Origin of the sequence: Streptomyces katrae, assembly GCF_000966975.1 — a bacterium.
Classification (GTDB): Bacteria; Actinomycetota; Actinomycetes; order Streptomycetales; family Streptomycetaceae; genus Streptomyces; species Streptomyces katrae.
Genome location: NZ_JZWV01001449.1, coordinates 1 through 1189, shown reverse-complemented (window position 1 = coordinate 1189; position 1189 = coordinate 1). Strand labels below are relative to the sequence as shown.

The following is a 1189-nucleotide window of genomic DNA, read 5'->3' as shown; positions in this document are numbered from 1 at the left end:
GCCCCGGACGGCGGTCCCGGCGGGGTCGCTGGCGCTGGCGGGCGAGTACGCGGGGGTCTACCCGCGCTCCTCCCCCGGCGGCTGGCAGCTCATCGGCTCCACCGACACGGTGCTGTGGGATCCGGCCCGGGAACCGGCGGCGCTGTTCGCGCCGGGGGTACGGGTGCGGTTCGAGGAGGCGGGGGCGTGAGCGGGCTGCCGGTGGGGCGGGGCGCGGGTGCACGGAGGTGCGGCGAGAGCGTGAGCGGGCTGCCGGTGGTGCGTGGCCGGGGCGGGGAGGTGCGGGCGTGAGCGGGAGCGGGAGCGGGCTGCTGGTGGTGCGGGCCGGGGCGCTGACCACCGTGCAGGATCTGGGGCGGCCCGGGTACGCGCACCTGGGTGTGCCCCGGTCGGGGGCGCTGGACACGGGCGCGTACGCCCTGGCCAACCGGCTCGTCGGCAATCCGGCGGGGGCCGCCACCTTGGAAACCACCCTGGACGGGGTCCGGCTGCGCGCGCTCGCTCCGGTGACGGTCGCGGTGACGGGCGCGCCGTGCGCGGTACGGGTCTGCGGGCGCCCGGCGGCGTGGGGTGCTCCGGTGTGGCTGCGGGCGGGGGCGGAGCTGGACGTGGGGCCGGCCTCGGCCGGGCTGCGGAGCTATGTCGCGGTGCGGGGCGGGGTCGCGGGGCCGGCGGTGCTGGGGAGCCGTTCGACGGACCTGCTGGCGGGGCTGGGGCCGGCGGTCCTGTCGGACGGGACGGTGCTGGAGGTCGGCGCGGCGGGGCCGGCCCCGGTGTCCGGGGCGGACGCCCTGCGGGTGCCGGGGCCGCCGGTGGCGGAGCTGGTGCTGCCGCTGCGGCTCGGGCCGCGGGCGGACTGGTTCACGGGGGCTTCGGTGGCGCGGCTGCTGTCCTCGCCGTACCGGGTGTCGGCGGCTTCGAACCGGATCGGCCTGCGGACGGAGGCGGGGCCGCCGCTGGAACGGGCCCGGTCCGGGGAGCTGCCGAGCGAGGGGATGGTCCTGGGGGCGGTGCAGGTGCCGCCGGACGGGCTGCCGGTGGTGTTCCTGGCCGACCATCCCGTGACCGGGGGGTATCCGGTGGTCGGGGTGGTCCCGCCGGGCCCCGCCCTGGACGCCGCCGCCCAGGCCCGGCCGGGGCTGGCGCTCCGGTTCGTCCCGGCGTGAGGGGGGTGGGGCCGTGGAGCCGC

At 80.0% G+C, this 1189-nt stretch carries 2 protein-coding genes; both read left to right on the top strand.

Going from position 1 to position 1189, the window contains the following annotated elements; genetic code table 11:
• The coding region (locus VR44_RS38215) for a carboxyltransferase domain-containing protein (protein WP_045952280.1) at nt 1-190 on the top strand (190 nt) is incomplete at its 5' end.
• Nucleotides 191-287: 97 nt separating this feature from the next.
• Entirely contained in the window at nt 288-1166 is an 879-nt protein-coding gene (locus VR44_RS38210) for a 5-oxoprolinase subunit C family protein (RefSeq protein ID WP_245692852.1), read from the top strand.
• The last annotated feature ends 23 nt before the right edge of the window (nt 1167-1189 follow it).